General features: G+C 50.8%; 15 protein-coding genes. 5 read left to right on the top strand and 10 right to left on the bottom strand.

The window, feature by feature from the left end; translation table 11 throughout:
- Window position 1 precedes the first annotated feature (1 nt).
- The 7 genes from cdsA to rpsB form a co-directional block, all read right to left on the bottom strand.
- Complete coding sequence (cdsA, locus tag D9738_RS17565) at window positions 2-859, bottom strand: phosphatidate cytidylyltransferase (RefSeq protein ID WP_130205024.1); 858 nt, start codon at window positions 857-859, stop codon at window positions 2-4.
- A gap of 12 nt (window positions 860-871) precedes the next feature.
- A complete protein-coding gene (ispU, locus tag D9738_RS17560) occupies window positions 872-1630 on the bottom strand; it encodes a (2E,6E)-farnesyl-diphosphate-specific ditrans,polycis-undecaprenyl-diphosphate synthase (RefSeq protein ID WP_112014149.1) in 759 nt (252 codons plus the stop codon).
- Between the two features lie 188 nt (window positions 1631-1818).
- Window positions 1819-3015: a 1-deoxy-D-xylulose-5-phosphate reductoisomerase gene (gene ispC, locus D9738_RS17555; protein WP_130205022.1), complete on the bottom strand. Its 1197-nt coding sequence runs from the start codon at window positions 3013-3015 to the stop codon at window positions 1819-1821.
- Between the two features lie 92 nt (window positions 3016-3107).
- Entirely contained in the window at window positions 3108-3665 is a 558-nt protein-coding gene (frr, locus tag D9738_RS17550; protein ID WP_000622419.1) for a ribosome recycling factor, read from the bottom strand.
- A gap of 291 nt (window positions 3666-3956) precedes the next feature.
- Window positions 3957-4682: a UMP kinase gene (gene pyrH / locus D9738_RS17545; RefSeq protein WP_000224573.1), complete on the bottom strand. Its 726-nt coding sequence runs from the start codon at window positions 4680-4682 to the stop codon at window positions 3957-3959.
- A 146-nt stretch (window positions 4683-4828) separates the two neighbouring features.
- Entirely contained in the window at window positions 4829-5680 is an 852-nt protein-coding gene (tsf, locus tag D9738_RS17540) for a translation elongation factor Ts (RefSeq protein WP_000818112.1), read from the bottom strand.
- A gap of 258 nt (window positions 5681-5938) precedes the next feature.
- Window positions 5939-6664, bottom strand: a complete 726-nt coding sequence (rpsB, locus tag D9738_RS17535) for a 30S ribosomal protein S2 (protein ID WP_000246884.1) — start codon at window positions 6662-6664, stop codon at window positions 5939-5941.
- A 367-nt stretch (window positions 6665-7031) separates the two neighbouring features.
- Between rpsB and map the strand changes: the two genes are divergently transcribed.
- The 5 genes from map to D9738_RS17510 all read left to right on the top strand — a co-directional run bounded on the left by map (window position 7032) and on the right by D9738_RS17510 (window position 12947).
- On the top strand, window positions 7032-7826 hold the full coding sequence (gene map, locus D9738_RS17530) for a type I methionyl aminopeptidase (RefSeq protein WP_001018190.1): 795 nt from the start codon (window positions 7032-7034) through the stop codon (window positions 7824-7826).
- A gap of 179 nt (window positions 7827-8005) precedes the next feature.
- Entirely contained in the window at window positions 8006-10678 is a 2673-nt protein-coding gene (glnD, locus tag D9738_RS17525; RefSeq protein WP_130260759.1) for a bifunctional uridylyltransferase/uridylyl-removing protein GlnD, read from the top strand.
- A 30-nt stretch (window positions 10679-10708) separates the two neighbouring features.
- Window positions 10709-11533 (top strand): 2,3,4,5-tetrahydropyridine-2,6-dicarboxylate N-succinyltransferase, encoded by an 825-nt coding sequence (gene dapD / locus D9738_RS17520; RefSeq protein WP_001186656.1) that lies wholly within the window; start codon window positions 10709-10711, stop codon window positions 11531-11533.
- A gap of 53 nt (window positions 11534-11586) precedes the next feature.
- On the top strand, window positions 11587-12399 hold the full coding sequence (gene yaeI, locus D9738_RS17515; protein WP_130260758.1) for a phosphodiesterase YaeI: 813 nt from the start codon (window positions 11587-11589) through the stop codon (window positions 12397-12399).
- 161 nt (window positions 12400-12560) lie between these two features.
- A complete protein-coding gene (locus tag D9738_RS17510) occupies window positions 12561-12947 on the top strand; it encodes a DUF3461 family protein (protein ID WP_000272188.1) in 387 nt (128 codons plus the stop codon).
- A gap of 88 nt (window positions 12948-13035) precedes the next feature.
- On the opposite strand, the gene cdaR is transcribed toward D9738_RS17510, so the two are convergent.
- The 3 genes from cdaR to dgt form a co-directional block, all read right to left on the bottom strand.
- The gene (gene cdaR / locus D9738_RS17505) at window positions 13036-14193 is read right to left on the bottom strand and encodes a DNA-binding transcriptional regulator CdaR (protein WP_130260757.1); all 1158 of its coding nucleotides are present in this window, start codon (window positions 14191-14193) and stop codon (window positions 13036-13038) included.
- Between the two features lie 154 nt (window positions 14194-14347).
- A complete protein-coding gene (degP, locus tag D9738_RS17500) occupies window positions 14348-15775 on the bottom strand; it encodes a serine endoprotease DegP (protein WP_130205012.1) in 1428 nt (475 codons plus the stop codon).
- Between the two features lie 129 nt (window positions 15776-15904).
- On the bottom strand, window positions 15905-17422 hold the full coding sequence (dgt, locus tag D9738_RS17495) for a dGTPase (protein WP_130205010.1): 1518 nt from the start codon (window positions 17420-17422) through the stop codon (window positions 15905-15907).
- Window positions 17423-17502 lie beyond the last annotated feature (80 nt).

Raw genomic sequence — 17502 nt, 5'->3', positions numbered from 1 at the left:
GTTAAAGCGTCCTGAATACCAGCAACAACAGGCAAGCAAAGACCGGCACAGCAGCCGTCAGGCTATCAATACGATCTAAAATACCACCGTGTCCTGGAATTAAATGACCGCTGTCCTTAATTCCTGCTTCGCGCTTAAACATGCTCTCAGTTAAGTCGCCGAGCACAGAGGCTAGAGCTGCGACAATAGAGCAAATGAGTAAGGTGACGGGGGCGACGTCGAGATTCGCCCACATACCGTAACCCCATGAGATTACTGCTGCGGTCGCGAGTCCGCCAATAAAACCTTGCCAGGTTTTACCCGGAGAAACCTTCGGCGCCAGCTTATGTTTGCCAAATAATTTGCCAAACATATATGCCCCTGAGTCAGCTCCCCAGACCAGGATCATGACATAGAGCAGCCATATCGCACCACTGTAATGATTCTCGTCATAGTGCCAGGCACGTAACGTCAGCATGCCCCAAAAGAAAGGCACAATGGTTAATACACCGAAAATAATGCGTAACGTTTTAGAGTTGCGCCAGATTGCCGCCGAACCGGGGTAAAATAGCACCAATAATAACGCAACACCCCACCAACCAAGCGAAGCCCAAAGTGAGACTTCAACCAGTGGTTGATGAATATTCCGATGATATTCCGGCAATAGAAAAAGCATCAGCGCCAGCAATAACCCGCACAGCACCGCCAGCCATACCCGCTGCGAGCGAGTGGTAAAACCGCTAAGCTGTCCCCATTCCCACGCCGCCAGCATACAAACTACCAGCGTAACAATGGCGAACCCCACCGGCGGCAACAAAAACAGCGCCGCGATGACTACGGGTATTAAAACAAAAGCAGATATCAGGCGATACTTCAGCAAAAGCGACCCCCATCAGGCTGTTTCATCACCGGGCTCGGTGCCGCCGAAACGACGCTCACGATTAGCAAAGGCATTTAACGCCCCTTCAAAGTCTTGTTCATCGAAATCGGGCCAAAGAACATCTGTAAAGTAAAGTTCGGCATAGGCAATTTGCCAAAGCAAAAAGTTACTAATGCGATGCTCCCCCCCAGTCCTAATTACTAAATCTACAGGGGCCAGTTCATGCATACAGACATGCTGGTTAAGCATCTCTTCATCTATCTGATCCGGTTGCAGGTTTCCTTGCTGCACCTTTTCAGCCAGTTGCCTGACTCCCTGGGCAATATCCCAACGTCCACCGTAGTTCGCCGCAATATTTAGCGTCAGACCGGTATTCCCGGCAGTTAACGCTTCAGATTTACGAATACGTTCTTGCAAACGCGAGTTAAAGCGACTGGTATCGCCAATAATACGCAGACGCACGTTATGTCGGTGCAGGCTTTTTACTTCGCTATCAAGCGCCCACACAAACAGTTCCATTAACGCACTGACTTCCTGCGCTGGTCGGTTCCAGTTTTCACTACTAAAGGCATACAGCGTTAACGCCTCAATACCGTTGTTGGCCGCAAAAGAGACAGCCCGGCGGACGGATTTTGCCCCGGCTTTATGCCCAAAGGCACGAATCTTCCCTTGCTTTTTTGCCCAGCGACCATTGCCGTCCATAATGATCGCAACATGGCGACAGCCATGTGCTGGCAATTTTTCGCTAAGTGGTTGAGTAGCAGACAACATCACGCGTTTTTTATTCCCTGATAGGGTTTACGGTACTCAGGAATACTGAAGCCTATACAAAAAAAAGCCGTGTAAAACCACGGCATATCTGACCTTACAAAGCCAACTACTGACGATCAGATGGCGCAGACTATATCACTGAAGCCCTACGCTAACAAATAGCACGACTCTCTGTAGCCGGATTATCCTCAGCTTGCGAGACGCATCACCTCTTTTCTGGCGACCTCACGCGCATTGGCATCAACAGACAACACATCGTCCACACTTTGTGGTTCGCGCATATCCATTTTTTCCAGCACGGATAAATTCAACGCGGCGATATCCGTAAAGCGGATTTGTTGCGCAAGAAAGGCTGCAACAGTGATTTCGTTTGCAGCATTCAATGCGGTCGTCGCTGCCTGGCCCTGTTCGAACGCCTTCATCGCCAGTTTCAGGCATGGATAACGCTCATAATCCGGTGCGGCAAATGTCAACGCACTTAGTTTGCAAAAATCGAGCGGCTTCACGCCAGAGTTCACGCGATTCGGCCATGCCATGGTGTGGGCAATTGGCGTACGCATGTCGGGTTCGCCCAGTTGCGCCAGAACGCTGCCGTCCTGATAACGCACCATCGAGTGAATCACTGACTGCGGGTGAATCAGCACTTCCATCTGGCTGGCGCTGGCGTTAAACAACCAGCGAGCTTCAATGTATTCCAGACCTTTATTCATCATGGTAGCCGAATCGACAGAAATTTTACGTCCCATCGACCAGTTCGGATGACGGCATGCTTGATCGGGCGTCATTGTTGCCAAATCACGCAAGGGCGTCTCACGGAAAGGGCCACCAGACCCGGTAAGTAAAATGGACACCACGCCATTTTGCTCAAGGTCAGCGTATCCCAGATTATGCTGAATAGGTTGCGGTAAACTCTGAAAAATGGCGTTGTGTTCGCTATCGACCGGTAATAACTGTGCTTTACTCTGCTTTACTGCGTCCATAAACAGACGTCCGCAGGTGACCAGTGATTCTTTGTTTGCCAGCAGGATGGTTTTACCGGCGCGGATCGCGGCAAGGGTAGGTAACAGGCCAGCAGCGCCCACAATCGCCGCCATCACCTGATCAACATCTTCAAGCGCCGCCATATCGCAGGCAGCTTGTTGCCCGCTTAAGACTTCGGTGCGGCTACCCTGTTGCTGTAGCATCGTTTTAAGAAGTTTCGCACTCGCTTCATCGTCCATAACGGCATAGCGGGGAGAGAACTCCAGGCACTGTTCTACCATGCGAGTGACATTTTTGCCTGCCACCAGCGCAACTACGCGGAAGTGTTCGGGATTATGGCGCACCACGTCCAGCGTGCTGCAACCAATCGAGCCGGTCGAGCCCAGAATGGTGAGTTGCTTCATGAAACATCCAGAGTTGAGACAGAATAAAAAGCAAAACGCCGCCAGCCGATCCGCAAGGATCTACTGAGCGGCGTTTTTTGTCGTTCAAGAAATCAGAACTGCATCAGTTCTGCTTCTTTGTCTGCCAGCGCCGCTTCAATTTTCTTGATTGCAGCATCAGTCAGTTTCTGTACATCGTCCTGAGAACGGCGATCGTCGTCTTCGCTGATCTCTTTTTCTTTCAACAGTGCTTTCACTTTGTCGTTCGCATCACGACGCACGTTACGTACTGCAACACGCGCCTGTTCAGCTTCGCCACGAACGATTTTGGTCAGATCTTTACGACGCTCTTCCGTCAGCGGCGGCAGCGGAACACGAATGTCGCTACCCGCAGAGTTCGGGTTCAGGCCGAGATCGGACGCCATAATCGCTTTTTCAACGGCCGGAGACATTGAACGGTCAAACACGTTGATTTTCAGAGTACGGGAATCTTCTACCGTTACGCTTGCCAGCTGACGCAGCGGCGTTGGCGTGCCGTAATATTCCACGACAATGCCATCCAGCAGGCTGGGAGAAGCACGACCCGTGCGTATTTTGCTGATTTGGGTTTTGAACGCTTCAACGCATTTGTCCATGCGTACTTCAGCATCTTTTCTGATATCGCTAATCACGTTACGAATCCTTGAAAACTTGTCTCAGTCAGACCAGACAGTCACACACAGTGGAAGTGTGCTAAGTATAGCCCTGATTAAACATATTACGGGTAATTGTCTGGATTATTAGGCTATTTTATTTGCCATTTTGGCCCCGGGCAGTGCTCGCCATCCTCACGTACTTATGTACGCTCCGGTTGCTGCGCGCTGGCCGTGACCAGACTGCCTGCAACAATAACGCCTTATAACCAGACTTACGCCCCCGCGATACTTATGCGGAATCTTACCCTTATTTATCCATCACGGGAATTATTCCGTGATTAATGTTCCTTCTTTTTCACCCATTACCACACGGCGCAGTGCACCCGGTTTGTTCATGTTGAAAACACGAATCGGTAATTTGTGGTCACGAGCCAGCGTAAAGGCCGCCAGGTCCATGACTTTCAGCTCTTTTTCCAGCACTTCGCTGTAAGTCAGCTGCTCATACATAGTTGCAGTTGGATCTTTCGCTGGATCAGCGGTAAACACACCATCAACTTTGGTCGCTTTCAGCACCACATCGGCTTCAATTTCGATACCGCGCAGGCAAGCTGCGGAGTCAGTGGTGAAGAATGGATTACCCGTACCGGCGGAGAGGATCACCACACGGTTGTTACGCAACAGGCTGATTGCTTCTGCCCAGCTGTAACTGTCGCACACGCCATTCAACGGAATAGCGGACATCAGACGAGCGTTCACATAGGCGCGGTGCAGTGCATCACGCATTGCCAGACCGTTCATTACGGTAGCCAGCATCCCCATGTGGTCGCCCACAACGCGGTTCATACCCGCTTTCGCCAGACCAGCGCCACGGAACAGGTTACCCCCACCAATCACCACACCAACCTGAATACCTAGTTCAACCAGCTCTTTAATTTCCTGAGCCATGCGATCCAGTATGCTTGCATCAATACCGAAGCCTTCCGTGCCCTGCAGAGCTTCGCCACTCAACTTAAGCAGAATGCGTTTATAGACGGGTTTTGCATTGGTAGCCATGTTTCTTTCCTGAGACTGTCAACGATTGAAATGAATTAATACCAGCGACATTGTACGTCGCTTTTCAGCGCAGCCCCATAAGGGTTAGCTGAATTTACAAGATGGGCGCAAAAAGAAGCCGCCCTCAGGCGGCTCCTTTTCGATAATTAAGACTGCTTGGACATCGCAGCAACTTCTGCTGCAAAGTCAGTCTCAACTTTCTCGATGCCTTCACCTACTTCGAAGCGGATGAAGCCAGTCACTTCAGCGTTATGCTCTTTCAGCAGCTGACCAACAGTTTTTGCCGGTTCCATAACGAACGGCTGACCGGTCAGAGAAACTTCGCCGGTGAATTTCTTCATGCGGCCTTCAACCATTTTCTCTGCGATTTCTTTCGGCTTACCAGACTGCATCGCGATGTCCAGCTGTACCTGGTATTCTTTCTCTACCACTTCAGCGGATACGTCTTCTGGTTTGATGAATTCTGGTTTGCTTGCAGCAACGTGCATAGCGATGTGTTTAACCAGCTCTTCGTCAGCGCCTTTAGCAGCAACCAGAACGCCAATACGCGCACCGTGCTGATAAGAACCCAGAACATCGCCTTCCAGCGCAGCAACGCGGCGAATGTTGATGTTTTCACCAATTTTCGCTACCAGCGCAACACGTTCTTCTTCGAACTGTGCTTTCAGAACTTCAACGTCAGTGATTTTGCCAGCTACAGCTGCGTCCAGAACTTTGTCTGCGAATGCCTGGAAACCAGCGTCTTTCGCTACGAAGTCAGTCTGGCAGTTAACTTCCAGAATGATGCCGTAGTTGCCGTCGATTTTGGTTTTGATCACGCCGTCAGCAGCAACGTTGCCTGCTTTTTTCGCTGCTTTAATAGCACCGGACTTACGCATGTTTTCGATTGCCAGCTCGATGTCGCCGTTAGCTTCAGTCAGTGCTTTTTTGCAATCCATCATGCCTGCGCCAGTACGCTCACGCAGCTCTTTTACCAGGGATGCGGTAATTTCAGCCATTCTAAAATCCTCGGAGATGTGATCTGCCCGGCGTTAAACCGCACAGATATAAAAGTGAAAAAGGGGGCCATATGCAGGCCCCCTAACCAAACGTGTACTACCTGGTCTATAAGGGCTCTCCCCCCTTCATATTTCGCGCCGTAGATGCGTTGTCTTCGCTCGCTCATCCCGGTCACTTACTGATGTAAGCTCCCGGGAATTCTCGAGCTTGCCGCCTTTCTGCAACTCGAACTATTTTGGGGGAGTTATCAAGCCTTATTACTCAGCTTCTACGAAGCTTTCTTCCGCCTGGGAAGCCAGATCCTGAGAACGGCCTTCACGTACGGTTGCAGCAACAGCGCCCAGGTACAGGGTCACAGCACGGATTGCGTCGTCGTTACCCGGGATAACGAAGTCAACACCGTCCGGATCAGAGTTGGTATCAACGATAGCAAATACCGGAATACCCAGGTTGTTTGCTTCTTTGATAGCAATGTGTTCGTGGTCAGCATCGATTACAAACAGAGCGTCCGGCAGACCGCCCATGTCTTTGATACCGCCCAGGCTGTTTTCCAGTTTCTCCAGCTCACGAGTGCGCATCAGCGCTTCTTTCTTGGTCAGCTTTTCGAAAGTACCGTCCTGAGACTGAGTTTCCAGGTCTTTCAGACGTTTGATGGACTGACGAACGGTTTTCCAGTTAGTCAGCATACCGCCCAGCCAGCGATGGTTCACGAAGAACTGGTCGCAGCTCAGAGCAGCGTCTTTCACCGCTTCGCTTGCAGCGCGTTTAGTACCAACGAAAAGGATTTTACCTTTGCGAGAAGCAATCTTGTTCAGTTCAGCCAGAGCTTCGTTGAACATCGGTACAGTTTTCTCAAGGTTGATGATGTGAACTTTGTTACGCGCACCGAAGATGAACGGCTTCATTTTCGGGTTCCAGTAACGGGTCTGGTGACCGAAGTGAACACCAGCCTTGAGCATGTCGCGCATGGAAACAGTTGCCATGATTAAAACCTCTATATAAAAGTTGGGGTTATGCCTCCACGTATCCCATATTACCGACCCCAAAGGGCACCCCGGAATATGTGCCGATACGTGTGTGTTGTTACACAAAGTGAGATTGTCGCTTCCGTCCAGTCTGTGTATACGAAATGGATCGGAAGTCCGGCGCGCTTTATACCACAAATACGTTGCGGACACCAATAATTGTTGGCGCTGTGTACAGCACCAGACGATGAATTTTCTATTATAGAAAACGTTCAGTGGCACGTTTGGCGAAATTCAGAATGATTCTCAATTTGCCCGGGTGTGATACCATTGACAGCACTTACATATATATTGTCGGTATCACCGACGCTGATGGACAGAATTAATGGCTATCTCAATCAAGACCCCTGAAGATATTGAAAAAATGCGCGTCGCTGGCCGCCTGGCTGCCGAAGTGCTGGAGATGATCGAACCCTATGTTAAACCGGGCGTCAGCACCGGCGAGTTGGATCGCATCTGTAATGATTACATTGTTAATGAACAACACGCGGTTTCTGCCTGCCTCGGCTATCATGGTTATCCGAAATCTGTTTGCATCTCTATTAATGAAGTGGTGTGCCACGGTATTCCGGACGATGCCAAGCTGCTGAAAGATGGCGACATCGTTAACATCGATGTCACCGTTATTAAGGATGGTTTCCACGGCGATACCTCGAAAATGTTTATCGTCGGTAAGCCAACCATCATGGGCGAACGCCTGTGCCGCATCACACAAGAGAGCCTGTACCTGGCGCTGCGTATGGTGAAACCAGGCATCAATCTGCGCGAAATCGGTGCAGCGATTCAGAAATTTGTCGAAGCAGAAGGCTTCTCTGTCGTTCGTGAATATTGCGGGCACGGTATTGGTCGCGGCTTCCATGAAGAACCGCAGGTGCTGCACTATGACTCCCCTGAAACCAACGTCGTGCTGAAACCAGGGATGACATTCACTATCGAGCCAATGGTCAACGCGGGTAAAAAAGAGATCCGCACCATGAAAGATGGCTGGACAGTAAAAACCAAAGATCGCAGCTTGTCTGCACAATACGAGCATACTATTGTGGTGACTGATAACGGCTGCGAAATTCTGACGTTACGCAAGGATGACACCATCCCGGCGATAATCTCGCACGACGAATAAGAGGAAGACAAACGCAAAAATGCCTGATGCGTCCGACCTTCTCCATTTGCAAGGAGTTGTAGGCCGGATAAGGCGTTCACGCCGCATCCGGCATGAACAAAGCGCACTTTGTCAACAATCTGAAGCCGGCGAATGCCGGCTTTTTTAATGTGATAATGTAATCTTATGGGTGGCGCACGATGAATACCCTTCCAGAACAGTACGCAAATACCGCTCTCCCCACCCTGCCCGGTCAACCGCAAAATCCATGCGCCTGGCCCCGTGATGAATTAACTGTCTGTGGGATAAAAGCCCATATTGATATTTTCCAGCGTTGGCTGGGTGATGCCTTTGATAGTGGGATCTCCGCTGAACAATTGATTGAAGCCCGCACTGAATTTATCGACCAGCTCTTGCAACGGTTATGGATTGAAGCAGGATTCAGCCAGATCGCCGATCTGGCGCTGGTCGCCGTCGGTGGCTATGGTCGTGGCGAGCTGCATCCGCTTTCAGACGTCGATTTACTGATCTTAAGCCGTAAAAAACTTCCGGACGATCAGGCACAAAAAGTGGGCGAGCTGTTAACGCTGCTCTGGGATGTGAAGCTGGAAGTCGGTCATAGCGTGCGCACGCTTGAAGAGTGCTTACTGGAAGGATTATCAGATTTAACCGTCGCAACCAACCTGATCGAATCCCGCTTGTTAATTGGCGATGTAGCGCTATTTCTCGAACTGCAAAAGCATATTTTCAGCGAAGGATTCTGGCCGTCCGATAAGTTTTACGCGGCGAAAGTTGAAGAACAAAACCAGCGCCACCAGCGTTATCACGGCACCAGCTACAATCTTGAACCAGATATCAAAAGTAGCCCCGGCGGCTTGCGCGATATCCACACTCTGCAATGGGTGGCCCGCCGTCATTTTGGCGCAACATCACTCGATGAAATGGTCGGATTTGGTTTCTTAACGTCTGCGGAACGTGCAGAGCTAAATGAGTGTTTGCATATTCTCTGGCGAATTCGCTTCGCCCTGCATTTGGTGGTCAACCGTTACGATAATCGCCTGTTATTTGATCGCCAGCTTAGCGTTGCCCAGCGTCTGAATTACGGTGGCGAAGGTAACGAGCCTGTCGAACAGATGATGAAGGATTATTTTCGCGTTACGCGCCGCGTTAGCGAACTTAACCATATGCTATTGCAACTGTTCGACGAGGCTATCCTCGCCCTCCCTGCCGACGAAAAACCGCGACCAATAGACGATGAATTTCAGCTACGCGGCACGCTTATCGATCTGCGCGATGAAACGCTGTTTATGCGCCAACCAGAAGCGATATTACGCATGTTCTATACCATGGTGCGCAACAGTGCGATCACCGGCATTTACTCCACCACACTGCGCCAGTTACGTCATGCCCGTCGCCATCTGCAACAACCGCTGTGCAATATTCCGCAAGCGCGAAAGCTATTTTTGAGCATTCTGCGTCACCCTGGTTCGGTGCGTCGTGGACTGTTACCGATGCATCGCCATAGCGTGCTCGGTGCCTATATGCCGCAATGGTCGCATATCGTCGGGCAGATGCAGTTTGACCTGTTCCACGCCTACACGGTGGATGAACATACTATTCGCGTGATGTTGAAACTGGAGAGTTTTGCCAGTGAAGAAACGCGCCAGCGCCATCCGTTGTGTGTGGATGTCTGGCCGCGATTGCCGTCACCTGAGCTTATCTTTATCGCCGCACTGTTTCACGATATCGCCAAAGGGCGCGGCGGCGACCACTCTATACTCGGCGCACAAGACGTAGTGCATTTTGCCGAGCTCCACGGGCTGAACTCGCGCGAAACGCAACTGGTAGCCTGGCTGGTTCGCCAGCACTTGCTGATGTCGGTCACCGCCCAACGCCGCGATATTCAGGACCCGGAAGTCATCAAGCAGTTTGCCGAAGAAGTGCAAACGGAAACCCGGCTGCGCTATCTGGTATGCCTGACAGTGGCCGATATTTGCGCCACCAACGAAACGCTGTGGAATAGCTGGAAGCAAAGCCTGCTGCGCGAACTCTATTTCGCCACCGAAAAACAGCTACGACGCGGGATGCAAAACACGCCGGATATGCGCGAACGAGTTCGCCATCATCAGCTTCAGGCGCTGGCGCTGCTGCGTATGGATAACATCGACGAAGAGGCGCTGCACCAGATTTGGTCGCGCTGTCGCGCTAACTATTTTGTCCGCCATAGCCCAAATCAACTGGCCTGGCATGCGCGCCATTTATTGCAGCATGATTTAAGCAAGCCGCTGGTATTGCTTAGTCCGCAAGCCACACGCGGCGGAACGGAGATATTTATCTGGAGCCCGGACCGCCCCTATCTGTTTGCCGCCGTCTGTGCCGAGCTAGACCGTCGCAATTTAAGCGTTCACGACGCACAAATTTTCACTACCCGCGACGGAATGGCAATGGATACCTTCATCGTACTGGAACCGGATGGCAGCCCGCTGTCCGCAGATCGCCATGAAGTCATTCGTTTTGGACTTGAGCAGGCACTGACGCAAAGTAGCTGGCAGCCACCACAGCCGCGTCGTCAACCGGCCAAACTACGTCACTTTACTGTTGAAACCGAAGTGACGTTTTTGCCTACCCATACCGATCGAAAATCATTCCTCGAACTGATCGCTCTCGACCAACCTGGACTACTGGCCCGAGTTGGGAAAATTTTTGCCGATCTGGGAATTTCGCTTCATGGCGCTCGAATTACAACCATTGGCGAGCGAGTAGAAGATTTATTCATAATCGCCACCGCTGATCGGCGCGCACTTAATAACGAGTTGCAGCAGGAAGTGCATCAGCGGTTGACAGAGGCCCTCAATCCAAACGATAAAGGGTGATGTGTTTACTGATATGAAAAGAGTTTAACAATGCAGCAGTTACAGAACATTATTGAAACCGCTTTTGAACGCCGTGCCGAGATCACGCCAGCCAATGCAGACACCGTTACCCGCGAAGCGGTAAATCAGGTGATCGCCCTGCTGGATTCCGGCGCACTGCGTGTAGCGGAAAAAATTGACGGTCAGTGGGTGACGCATCAGTGGTTGAAAAAAGCGGTGCTGCTCTCTTTCCGTATTAATGATAATCAGGTGATCGAAGGGGCAGAAAGCCGCTACTTCGATAAAGTGCCGATGAAATTCGCTAACTACGATGAAGCGCGTTTCCAGAAAGAAGGCTTCCGCGTAGTGCCACCAGCGGCAGTGCGTCAGGGCGCATTTATCGCCCGCAATACCGTGCTGATGCCATCTTATGTCAACATCGGCGCATACGTTGATGAAGGTACGATGGTTGATACCTGGGCCACCGTCGGTTCCTGTGCGCAGATTGGTAAAAACGTGCATCTGTCTGGCGGCGTAGGCATTGGTGGCGTACTGGAGCCGCTGCAGGCTAACCCGACCATTATTGAAGATAACTGCTTCATCGGCGCACGCTCTGAAGTGGTTGAAGGGGTGATTGTCGAAGAAGGTTCCGTCATCTCTATGGGCGTATACATCGGTCAAAGCACCCGTATTTACGACCGTGAAACCGGCGAAATCCACTACGGTCGCGTTCCGGCGGGTTCTGTGGTGGTATCCGGCAACCTGCCGTCGAAAGATGGCAAATACAGCCTCTACTGTGCGGTTATCGTTAAGAAAGTTGACGCGAAAACTCGCGGTAAAGTTGGCATTAACGAACTGCTGCGTACCATCGACTAAAAGTATGCACACGGGCAGCACGACGCTGCCCGATTTTTTTGCAGGGATGAGCGATGATTTCACGCCGACGATTTTTGCAGGCTGCCGCCGCGACGTTAGCCGCGGGCTCAGGTTTCGGTTATATGCATTACTGGGAACCTGGCTGGCTTGAATTAATCCGTCACCGCCTCGCCTTTTTTAAAGACAACGTTCCACCTTTCAAAATCCTTTTTCTGGCAGATCTCCATTACTCTCGTTTTGTTCCTCTAAGCCTGATTTCTGACGCGATTGCTCTTGGCGTAGCACAAAAGCCCGATTTGATATTGCTGGGCGGCGATTACGTATTATTTGATATGCCGCTGAATTTTCCGGCGTTTGCTGACGTACTCTCCCCCCTTGCCGAATGTGCGCCGACGTTTGCCTGCTTCGGCAACCACGATCGCCCTGTTGGTACAGAGAAAAATCGCTTAATTGGCGAGGCGTTGCAATCGGCGGGCATCACGGTGTTGGTTAACCAGGCAACCGTGATCGCCACGCCGAACAGGCAATTCGAACTGGTAGGCACTGGTGATTTATGGGCCGGACAATGCAAACCGCCTCCCGCCAGCGAAGCCAATCTGCCACGACTGGTGTTGGCGCATAATCCCGACAGCAAAGAAGTCATGCGTAATGAAAAGTGGGATCTGATGCTTTGTGGTCACACTCACGGCGGTCAGTTACACGTGCCATTAGTTGGCGAACCTTTTGCGCCAGTTAAAGATAAACGCTATGTCGCAGGGTTAAACGCTTTTGGCGAACGACACATCAACACGACTCGAGGTGTGGGAAGTTTGTATGGCTTGCGTCTGAACTGCCGTCCGGAAGTGACAATGCTGGAACTGGTGTAGAACATGAATGATATCGCCAGAATAAAGCAGGTAATTTTTTTAATTTTACGCCATGATAGAAGTCTGGAAGAAAAAGGCTTTCTGCGATCACAGTCGAGCCGGGCGGGCCAGGCCAAATGCTAAGATAAGCACAATTTACTGACTCATTTTGAGGTAACGCTATGTACGACAATCTGAAAAGTCTGGGTATTACCAATCCTGAAGAAATTGATCGTTACAGCCTCCGGCAGGAAGCCAACAACGATATTCTGAAAATCTATTTTCAGAAAGACAAAGGCGAGTTTTTCGCTAAGAGCGTGAAGTTTAAATATCCGCGTCAGCGCAAAACAGTGGTCGCCGATGGTGTGGGTCAGGGTTATAAAGAAGTGCAGGAGATCAGCCCGAATCTGCGTTATATCATTGATGAGCTTGATCAAATCTGCCAGCGTGACCGCAGCGAAGTTGATCTTAAACGTAAGATCCTCGACGACTTACGTCACCTGGAGTCAGTAGTAACCAATAAGATCAGCGAGATTGAAGCCGATCTGGAAAAACTGACGCGTAAATAATCCCGAACAGACAGTTAGCTCGGGCAATCCCCTCTTCCCTTCGGGGTGAGGGGAACAAGCCAGCGCCGCCTCGACCTTAACGCGTAACCTACCGCTCTTCATCCAGTTGCAACGCAACATACAGCAGCAACCTGTCATCAAAATTGCCCAAATCCAGCCCGGTCAGTTCCGATATACGATTAAGCCTATACTCCAGAGTATTGCGATGGATAAACAGCGCCTTTGACGTTGCCAGCGGCTGCACATTATGGCGAAACCACGCTGCCAGCGTCCGCCGCAGCAAGCCATTATTATCCATCGCTTTTAGCCGTGCCAGAGGGCGCGCTAGTTCGTTGGCTTGCCAGTCGCCACGCAAACTGTCGAGTAATACTGGCAGTATCAGATCCTGATAAAAATAGCAGCGATTCTCCGGCATTCGCTGTTTACCCACGACCATCGTTGTTTTCGCCGTACGATAAGAACGCGCAATACTGCCAGCGCCGGTAAAATAATTGCCCAGTGACACGCGAAAACGCAGCTGACCGTACTCCTTCATACGAGTAATAAGTTGCTCTACTCGCTTACGATGGTCTTCCGCATCCCAGCGCCCAAACGTATTCAACGCCGGTTTCAGCACTACCATTTCGGTTAGCGAGACTATCGCCACCAGATTGTTGCGTTCCGGCGTGGTGAGTGCATTTTGCAGTTGCTGTAGTTCCGCCATCGCGCTGTCCACGCCAAGCTGGCCGCTATCGACCTCGACAATGGCCACCACACGGGGTTGATTGAGATCGATACCCAGTCGTTGCGCCCATTCGGTTAACGCTGGCGTATTTTCTTCAGCCTGAATCAGATGCATGACTAACTCTTCACGCAGTCGGCTATCCTGCGCCAGCAGGTGCATCAACCGCGACTGTTCCAGCATCATCTCCGCCGTCATACAGACCAGTTCACCATATTTGCGCAAATGCTCCGGTTCACCGGTCAGGCCGATAACGCCGACAATCTCGCCTTCCAGCCGTAACGGCAGGTTAATCCCCTGACGTACACCGTGCAGATGGCGCGCTACCGCATCATCGATATCGACCACCCGCCCTTGCGACAGTACCAGTAATGCACCTTCGTGCAATTCACCAATACGCTCACGATCGCCGCTGCCGATAATTCGCCCGCGAGCATCCATTACGTTGATATTGGTATCGATGATGCGCATGGTACGCGCCACGATATCCTGCGCCATTTTGGTATCAAGATGCCAGCCAGCCATAAGCCCTCCGTTGTGCACGGTTTAGCATAAGGAAGTACGCAACGCACAGCATTGTGCAAATGCACAAAGGACGACAGAGAAATATGGAGTTGTGGAGGGGGTCACAAATTGAAAAGAGAACCCCTTCCCGTTTGCAGGAAGGGGTTGAGGGAGATTACTGCATTAACAGGTAGATGGTGCTATCGCCGCGCTGAATGTTCAGCGCCAGCACTGACGGCTTGCTGTCGAGAACTTTACGCAGTTCAGCGATGTTTTTCACTGTCTGCTGGTTCGCGCCAATAATCACATCACCTTTTTTCAGGCCAATCTGCGCAGCCGGAGTACCGGTTTTCACGTTGTTCACGACCACGCCCTGATCTTTGCCTTTATTGCTCATTTCAGCGCCTTCAATGCCGTTGAAGATAGAGCTGGAATCAACTTGATTCTGGCTGCTCTGCTGCAGTTCCAGATTCACGTTGACCTGCTTACCATCGCGCAGCAAGCCCAGGGTCAGTTTGCTGCCCACCGGCATAGTCCCCACCTGAGCACGCAGCGCGGCAAAGCTGCTGATCGGCTTACCGTTCAGTGAGGTGATCACATCACCCGCTTTAATACCCGCTTTTGCAGCAGAAGAGTTCGGCAGAACCTGGCTTACGAAAGCGCCACGCTGGGCGTCAACTTTCATTGCTTTCGCCAGCTCAGAGTTCAGCTCGGTCCCCATAATGCCCAACTCACCGCGTTTCACCTGGCCGTATTCCACCATCTGCGAGGTCAGGTTTTTCACCATGTTGCTCGGGATAGCAAAACCGATACCGATGTTACCGCCGTCTGGTGCAAGGATCGCGGTGTTAATACCGATCAGTTCACCGTTCAGGTTAACCAGCGCACCACCGGAGTTACCCCGGTTGATTGCTGCGTCCGTCTGGATGAAGTTTTCGTAGTTTTCGGCGTTCAGACCGCTACGCCCCAGCGCAGAGACAATCCCGGAAGTTACCGTCTCGCCCAGACCAAACGGGTTACCAATTGCGACGGTGTAATCACCCACGCGCAGCGCATCGGAATCCGCCATCTTAATCGCGGTCAGGTTTTTCGGGTTCTGGATCTGGATCAGCGCGATATCAGAGCGCGGATCTTTGCCGACCATCTTCGCGTCGAACTTACGGCCATCGCTCAGTTGAACTTTAATGACCGTCGCATTATCGACAACGTGGTTGTTAGTCACGACATAGCCTTTATCGGCATCAATGATGACGCCAGACCCCAGCGCCATGAATTTTTGTTGCTGGCCACCGCCGTTACCACCTTGTCCACCACCCTGACAGAACGGGGAGCTCTGGAACGGAGAACCTTCCTGGCAGAACGGGGAATCATCACCGAAGAACTGCTGGAAATTACGCGGCATACGCGGCGTATTAACGGTTGTGCTACCTTCTACGTTAATGCTGACCACTGAAGGCATCACCTTTTCGAGCATCGGTGCAAGGCTTGGCATCTGCTGGGCTGTCGTTGCTGAAGAAGTCTCAGCCGCCGTTGCAGAGAGCGGAGATAACGCCAAACCTAAACTCAGAGCCAGTGCACTCAGTGCTAATGTGGTTTTTTTCATGTATTTCAGTCTCGATTAACAGATAACGCAAAATTGCTGTGTTCTTCAGATTCGTTTTATAGCGCGAAGTTCCGAACTAAAGTTTCTGCAAAAAGTAAAAATTTATTGTCCGTCTTTACAAAAGCCTGGTTATTGTTCTACGGCCATCAGACGGCGGTATTCATCCCACGCATAAAGGTCTGTCATACCGCTGATATAATCCTGTAACAGCCGGCAGCGGTAATAATATTCCCATAGCGGGAACTCAGGTGAATCTGACGATAATTTACTGACAGCCTCAACATAGGCCAACCGATGACGCGTTGAGAGCTTATGGAATAAACGCGTTTCAATAGGGAAACGTTTCACACGTTCTTTTTCAACAAGTTCGGTAAAGTCTGATAACGACATGTTTAACAACGGTCGATATATCTCTAATAAACCGCTTATCACCCGGTAGCCCTGCAATTCAAGCTGCTCGACATCTGGATGGCTAAACACATGTTTTACAGCGACATTTTTATATAACTTCAGCAACTGGCTACATTCGCTGGCATCCTCTAACAGTGCATGATTAAAGGTTCCGGCAAAAATTGCAGGTAAGTTATCAATAAATCGTTGTGCCGCATACGGCACCAGTTTATTTAAGGTATTTACGCGTAAATACATAAAAAACTGATCTTCCGTGCTACGACTTAAGCTATTTGAGCGCGATTTTTCCCAGGCATTTTCTACCACCTGCGCAAACAGAGAACCGTTCTCATGCTGGCCCCACGCTTCATGCAGATGATGATAAAGCTGTTCAACGGTAAATATTCTTTTTTCTACCGCATCTTCAAGATCAGCCACACAATAAGATATATCGTCGGCCGCTTCCATAATCCACGTTAATGGGAAGCGACTGTAAAGTGCTAAATTAAGTTCTTTACGTAAACGCGCAATATAGAATTCTTCAGAAAGGTAGTAGCCCGGCTTTTTCATTAAATAATCGTGAGTCTCGGGCGTTTCGCCGCGCCACCACGCCGGACGGGTATATTTTAAAATACCGCCGACCTGAGCCCAGGTAAGATTCATCCGCATCAATGTATGCACCAGACGAATACCCTGTGCGTTACCTTCAAAATGACATAAGTCCTGACGAATTTTTCGCCGCAGGTCGTTAAGTGACTCCTCCCCTTCCCTCAATCGCAACGCCGCCACGCTACAGCGATCGTCGGTTAATGGCTGGCTTTCGGCATCCGCCGGGTACAAACGCTGACGGAACCAGTCATTAATAGCTGCCTCGCCAAAATGACCAAACGGCGGATTTCCTATGTCATGCATCAGACACGACATTTCGACAATGCTTTCAAACGGCCCGGTCAACTCGTCCAGACCGTAAGCCTCCAGCAATTTAAGCTCTTTCAGGCGGCTTAAAATCTCTTTAGCGATATAACGCCCCACCTGCTGAACTTCCATAGAATGGGTAAGACGCGTGCGCACGGCAGCATTGCGCTCAAGTGGGAAGACCTGGGTCTTTTGTTGCAGACGGCGAATCGCCGGGGAGTTGATAATACGCCCGCGATCGCTCTCGAAGATCCGCAGGATCTCATGTTCAGTTTTAACGCCCTGCGGTGAACGATAACGACGATGCCAGTTTATTTTATTTCGGAAATCAATCTGTGCCATGTCCTCTCCCGCGTGAGAAATACGCTTCCCCTCAAGCGCATGATAAACTATGCCTTCAAATCGAGCTTATCGCGAGTAAA

This window comes from Escherichia sp. E10V5, from assembly GCF_004212315.1.
GTDB lineage: Bacteria > Pseudomonadota > Gammaproteobacteria > Enterobacterales > Enterobacteriaceae > Escherichia.
This window is presented reverse-complemented; position numbering and strand designations above follow the sequence as displayed.